Origin of the sequence: Croceifilum oryzae, assembly GCF_030814315.1 — a bacterium.
Lineage (GTDB): Bacteria > Bacillota > Bacilli > Thermoactinomycetales > Thermoactinomycetaceae > Baia > Baia oryzae.
On the sequence record NZ_JAUSUV010000005.1, the window covers coordinates 261,373 to 269,146 of the forward strand.

General features: G+C 43.7%; 1 protein-coding gene. It reads left to right on the plus strand.

What is annotated here, in order from left to right; all coding sequences use genetic code 11:
• Nucleotides 1-38: 38 nt before the first annotated feature.
• A partial coding sequence (locus J2Z48_RS07290; RefSeq protein ID WP_307252259.1) for a DNRLRE domain-containing protein occupies nucleotides 39-7,774 on the plus strand: 7,736 nt, incomplete at its 3' end.

Here is a 7,774-nt window from a genome sequence, read left to right on the forward strand (position 1 = left end):
TGTTCAAGTAGATTTTGATAAATGAATGGAGGCATAGAATGAAGAATCTAGTAAGAAAATTTTTGGTTTTATCATTTATATTTATTTTCTGGCTTGTAGGACTGGGTCCTACCCCAGTATTTGCAGCAGAGGCACTTAAAGAGTGGAATTATCAACGCTCCTTAATAGCACCACCTGCGAGTGCTAATCCAGAAAAAGGAATTTTGGATAAGATTAAGAATTTCTTCACAGGCGATGATGAAGAAGATTCGAAATCGAAGAATCCCAATATTCCCGTTCATACGAATTCAGTTCCTGAGGGAAAAGTGAAAGAAAAAGCAAAAAGAGTAAAAGAACTTATAAACGAAAGAAAACCAAATGCGAAGTTCCATCAACTATCCGATGGGAAAATAGAAGCGGAGATTAGCCCTACTCCGATTCACTATAAGGATTCGTCCGGGAAGTGGCAGGATATTAAAAATACGATTACCACTTCCAAACAAGATGCATCCTATGGATTTGCCAATACGACGAACTCGTTCCAAACCTACTTTGGAAACCAATCTTCCGGTTCACTCGTAAAAGTAAAGTCTGGTACACATCAGTTAGAGATGGGATTGCTTGAAGCCAAAACAATCGAAAAGCAACCCACTGTAAAAGAGAACCAAATTGCTTATCCAGAATTGAAACCAAATATGAAGGTAGAGTATCAAATGCAGGAGGATGCGGTAAAAGAAAGCATCATTTTTGATCGTGTACCCGATACCTTTGCCTATCAATTCAAATTAAATCTAGAAGGATTAACCGCTACACAACAAAAGGATGGATCGATTAAGGTCGAGAGTAATCAAGATGGCCGAATGGTCTTTACGATTCCGAAACCATTTATGATGGATAGTAAACCAAACCCACAGTCTCCGTATGGGAAAGAATGGAGTCCAAACGTTACTCAAACCATCGAGCAAAAAGGGTCCGAAGCAACACTAACTATTCAAGCGGATGAAAAATGGCTCAAGGATTCAGCACGCCAATTCCCCGTAATCTTAGATCCGACGATTATTGTTCAGCCACCGCCCACAGGCAACACCACCAATAGCCAAGATACGATGATTACCAATGCATCACCCGATTCTAATTTCTATAGCAGTTGGAAACTAGCAACTGGAACCGATAAAGAAAAAATTTCTCGTTCTCTTGTCAAATTTGATCTAAGCTCGATCCCAGCCGGAACCTCGATTGACGCGGCAAGAGTTGAATTGTACTACGATCAACAGTTTGGTGGAGATAACGAAGTCGATTTCTCTATGCATCGGATGATGCAAGACTGGGATCCGAAAACCGCCACATGGAACCAAGCTCAGACCGGTGTTCCTTGGAATAAAGCAAATGGAGTGGATACCGGTTCGTATCAATCCAGCTTAGAGTACAACACCGAAGTAGTCGATGATCACGATTCCAGCAACAAGGCCGTCATGAATGGTCAGTGGGGCTCGATGCGTAGTGATTCGTCCCACGATGGAAGTTTCTTCATGAGTCCGAGTGGTTTGGGATCCGATACCTTTACGTGGATTCCAAAGCTAACGGAATCAGGTAAATACGAGCTACAAATGTGGTATCCAGCTGGATTCGCAACCAATGCACCTTATACCGTTTATCATGCTAATGGGACGACGAACGTATCCGTCGATCAGTCCAAAGATGCGGGTAAATGGAGCACAAAGGGAACCTTCGAATTTCAAGCCGGAAACAGCAATAAAATCGTGTTAAACAATAAAGCAGATAGTGCCGTGTATGCAGACGCCATGCGTCTCATTAAATACAGTGTGGATACGAAGAAAAAAGCAGTTGGAAATAAGACACATAGCTTTACAGCACGTTCCTTAGTACAAGATTGGATCAATGGAACCCAACCCAACTTTGGAGTGATGGTGAAAGCAAAAGAAGAAGCAAAGAAACTAGGTGGTGTAAACTATACAGCTAGTTCAGATGACTTCTTCGGCCAAGATCAAGATCAGATTCGCCCGAAGCTCGTTGTAACTTACGGAAAGCCGGGCGTTGTGTTGGATCAACCGACGAAACTGCACGCGACAGGTGCAGAATTATCATGGAGCAAATATACCGGTGGAGATTTCGTTGAGTATCAAGTTCACCGTAGCACCGAGCAGAACTTTGTACCAGATGAAACTACCTTAATCGCTCCGATTGAGAAGCTGGATCAACTAGCTTATACCGATACGACTTCTCCTGCGGTTCCGACGATGGGTGATAATAATCGGGTCAATCGGGATCCAGAATATTATTACATGATTGCCGTAAAGACCAGCGATGGAGATCTAGTCGGAACCGATACTAAATTTGTCCGACTCCCCAAAGCAGGTCAGATTCGCCAGATTGTGAAAGCGGGTAAAGATACCTCTATATCGAGTGGGAAGCCTACCGAAGCTCTGGATAGCATTTGGGGGAATAACTGGCTAGTAGCAGGTAATCATCATGCTAGGTATGGGGATATCCGTTCCCTCGTCCATTTTGATACCTCTGAGCTCCCGACTGGAGTGAAGGTAACCAGTGCTAGAATGGGGCTTTGGTCGTGGCTAATGGAATCCGAGGATGCCAAGGCAAGCCCTGCTAGTTACCGAGTTCATCCTCTGCAAAACGACTTTACAGAGGACACAAACTGGAACACATCGGGGAAAGGTGGAAGTTACGGACCCCATATCGACCAACAAAAAGCGAATAGTGAAGCGATACCCAACGCTCCCCACTGGACCTACTGGGACACGACTTCCACCGTGCAATCTTGGTTGAAGGGAACATCTGTTAACAAAGGACTCCTTGTGAAAAGCGCGGATGAGCTCCGGGAAAATGGAGAGCTTGTTTATTTCTTAAGCAGTGAAGCATCTGCCCGCTCACTTCGCCCACAACTGGAAGTAACCTATACAGATGAATCCGCGGGAAGTAGTTACTATGCACCAAGTACGCCAAGCGTTATGTCACCAGGAAATGATTATGAAGTCTTTGTTACCGTGACGAATACAACAGATGAAACATGGCGTGGAGGAAGTAACCATCTTTCCTATCACTGGGTTGATTCTACTGGCAAAGAGATAGGTACTTCAGATAATCAAGCGAAAACTACCTTCCGCCCTATTGATGAAAATGGGATTGAGTATCCAGATCCAGTGGATATCAAGCCGGGTCAAAGCATCAAAGTGAGAGCAAAGGTAATCGCGCCGACACTTAGTTCTTCGAACTTACGTCAGGAGTTCACCTTGAGATGGGATATCTTACAGGATTCTAAGAATTGGTTGTCTCAGAGTGAGAAGCCAGTTGCTACGCTGAATCAGAAGATAGCAGTTGAGAAGGACAAAACGGAGAAGAACCTTGGAGAAGCGGCTACCCATATTAAAGAAAATACAGGCCCTGGTAGTACTGCAGGAGCCAACCTATTTAAAGGGAATTTTGCTTATAGCTTTACACCGTTTAAACATAGTACCAAAGGCTTTGCTACCTATGCGACGCTCACTTATAACAGCTTAAATGATCAATCCACGATCATGGGTAAAGGCTGGTCACTCGGTACCAACTCGATGATGAGTATTGGAGCTCCGATGAGCAATGCGGCGCAGATTGATACACGAACCGATCAGATTGTCTCTGGTTCCGTCGTTCTCGTCGATGATGAGGGTAGTAGCCATACCTTTACCTATGATAAAAATAAGAAAAAGCTTGTACCTCCATCTGGAACGAATCTAACACTCCAGTACCAGAGTGGAAAAGGTGGAAGTATTGACCAAAGAAAATGGATCGTCTCTGCATCCAACCAAACCAAATACTATTTTGACCGGGAAGGTTATGTAACAGAAGTAGTCAATCGTAATGGGAACAAGCTAACTTTCACCTATGAAAAGAAGAAAATCGATAACAAAGATGCCAAGATATTGAAATATATGACCGACACAGCGGGTCGCCGAGTCATGAATCTTACCTACACATCCAAGAATCAGCTTGAATATATCGATGACTTAGTAGGTAGACGAACAGCCCTCAGTTACGATGGGGACGGGCGTCTCGTAAAAATCGTAGATGGAATTGATAAGAATAACAATTCCGAAGCACTTGCGAGGACCTATCAATTCACCTATCACGCTACCAAGAAGAACATGATGACGGGTGTTATCGATCCGAAGGGTAATAAGACATCTGTTCAGTACATTGAAACAGGTACCGATGCCAATAAAATAGGTGAGTGGATCAATCGGGACGGAAAATCGACTTACTTCAATTACAACGGAAATGAAGCGAATGTCACAGATGCGAAGAATCGTAAAACTCGCTTCCTATTCGACGCTCGTGGACGAAATATCTCGTTTACCAATGCGATGAATCAGACGACAAAGTATGCGTATGACGATGATGACAACCTCATCCGAACGGAGGAGCCGAATGGAGCGGTTTCGACCACTACCTACGATCCTCATAATCATGGATTACCTGTTACCAAAATGGACCCAGTGAACAATGCATTGACCGATGCCTCTGCACGGAAGGCATCTAAGAGTGAGTATAAATATTCGGATGATTATACATCGGCATTGCTGACCAAAGCCACTTCCCCAGAAGGAAAAACGGTTACCTACACCCATGATAAGAACGGTAATATCATCTCCGAAAAGGATAGCATGGGGAATGAAACCAAAATATCCTATTACATTACAGATGCTAAGGGAAAAGCAATCGATACCACTGATCCCAACGCATCTGGGACGAATACAGGACTCTTGAAGACCAAAACCGATCCAAATGGACAGGTGACGACTTTCGGGGACCCAACAGCAGACGATTTAGGTTATGATCCCAATGGAAAGCCGAAGAAAGTGAAAGACCCGATGGGGAATACCACCGTCTATACCTATGGACCACGTGGGGAAATCCTCACTACTACTGATTCCAAAGGCAATACTACGACCATCACCTATGACTTATTAGGAGATATCGTCAAGACAGTAACACCAAAGGATCAGTTAAACAGGCAATTTATTACCACACAAGGTCCTGTTTTCGATAAGAATGGGAATGCCCTGTCGCAAACGACTCCGACAGGTGCGGAAACAAAGTCTGAATATGACAAAATGGATCGTGTGATCAAAACCATATTGCCGAAAGATGATAACTCGACCACCGAACGCACAAAAACTTTTACCTATAATGAAGTAGGAAAGCTGGTGAAAGAAACAGAGCCTAATGGCAATCTAACGCCAGACAATGCAGATGATTTCTCCACTTCCTATGAGCATAATGATTTGGATCAAGTCACTACGATTACCAATGCCAAGGGCGATCAGATCAAGCAGGAATATGATAACGTAGGGAATCTAATCAAAGTAACCCAGCCACTCGGCGTACTCACGGCAGATCCAGATGATTACTCTATTAAGAAAGAATACGACCTTAACCATCGTGTGATTAAAGAAATCGATGCCAAAGGGAAGTATGTTCAAACCACCTATAATGCGGATGGTCTAGTGACGAGTGCTCGTGATAAAGAAGGTAACTTCAAATATAGCTATTATGATGCAAGAGGATTACTTACCGAGAGTCGCTACCAACACGATACGGATAAGGTTCGGATTACCAAGTATCGCTATGACAAAATGGGGAACCAAACCGAAGTGGAAACCCCTCGTGGAGTCGAAACGCCAAACGAAGGTGACTTCGTACTCAAGAAATCATACGATGCGTTAAACCGCGTCTCCGAAACGTTTTTCTCTTATGATCCAACCAGTGTGAATACACGTTTTCGAGAGCAACACAGCATCCGATATAAATATGATTCCACAGGCAATGTTGTCGAAGTAAGTACACCACCAACAGAAGGAAGCAACACACGTAACACCGCAACCTTCTCGTACTATGACAATGGCTTGATCAAGCAAATACAAGATCCTTGGAAGACGAAGACAAATTATCAATATAACGATATTGGCCTCGAAACCGAACGTCTTGTACAAAGCGCCGATGAGAAAATGCAACGGAAGATGACATGGGATTACTACCCAGATGGAAAAGTGAAGAAAACGTATGATGCTGGACTACGTACACCAGACTCACAAGTGTTTGACTATAAGCGTTTGGAGTATGCTTATGATGCCAATGGTAACTTAGTTGAGACGAAGGACCAGAGCACAGGAGCCAAGCTGGATACGTATCGCATGTCCTATACGTCCATGAACCAAGTATCCAAAGTGGAAGATATCTCGAAAGGTGTCGTTAAGAATAAGCGAGAGTTCGAATACGATCGAAACGGAAACATTGACTCTCAAGAAGATCCGCTCACTCGTTCGATGTTCTACTACGATACGATGAACCAAGTAGAACAACTCGCGAGCAGAGAAGCTGGTACGAAAGAGTATCAATGGACGAAGTATGAGCGTACGCCAAATGGTCAGCTTTCTAAAGTGACCAAGCCGAACGAGATGACTACGAGTTATACTTATTACCTCGATGCGCTACTCAAAGAGATGGAGACCAAGAAGAAAGACGGTACCACCATCCAAAAACATGCCTTAGAGTACAATGCCAATGGACATCGTACCAAGGACACCTATACCGGAATCGATGCAGATAAGGAAGCATTTAACTATATCTATAGCTATCAATATGATCCACGAGATCGCTTGGTAGAGTACAACAAAACAGGTACCTCTTCCTCGAAAGAACAGTATGTACTTGATGCTAACAGCAATATTATTTCCAAGACCAAAGACGGCGTAGCGACTAACTACCAGTATGATAAAGACCGTCTCATTTCGGAAACCACATCTGGTAAGACCAAGAAATACGAGTACGATTCAATCGGGCGTGTCTCTCAAATCAAGGCTGATGATGTTACTCAAGAGGAGTACAGATACGACGTATTTGATAACATCAAAGAGCATCAGAAACTTAGCCAGAAGACGCAGTACGAATACGATGCACAGGATCGTACCATTGCCAAAACGGAGAGCGCCGGCACATCTTCTGCTAAGAAAATCAAATACAACTACCTCGGAACTGGCGGACAAGTTATCTCGGAAGAAGTAGATGGCATCATCAACCGTTCGTACACCTACTCTGCATGGGGCGAACGACTTTCGATGACTAAGAAGATGGCACAAGGTAGTGAGACATCCTACTATCTCAACAACACCGATGTTGATGTAGAAATGCTTCTTGACGAACAAGGGGAAGTTCGCGCTACGTATGGTTATAGCCCCTACGGCGAAAACGACGAAGCTCTCTTCTCAGGAGTAGACAAGCCTGATCCGAAGGATCCGAAAAAGGAAATGTACAACGCATATCGTTACTCAGGTAAGCCTTGGGATCCGAATACCAAGTCCTATGATCTCGGCTTCCGTAACTACTTCCCAGAAGTAGGCCGATACCTAACAGCCGATTCGTATACTGATTCTGAGAAGTACAGAGGACTCCTCATGGATGCGCAGAATTACAATATGTATGGATTTACTAATGGGAATCCAATCTCCTATCATGATCCAGACGGGCACGCTATGCTCGGATCCGATGGAGAGAGAGCTTTTTACGGATCTTCAGGGAATTTAGTCATCTCTGGAAGTCGTGATGATAATGTAAATGGTATCCATAAGTGGAATAAGAGAAAGGGAACATATGAGAGAATAAGCGATCTGAGTGGCAATCGTATTAAGAAAAGCAAAAATCCTACTAAACAACGGACGCAACATCCACCCAAAGTGAAATCTATGAATAGAAAGCTATGGGATCAAACAACTGAAGTCTT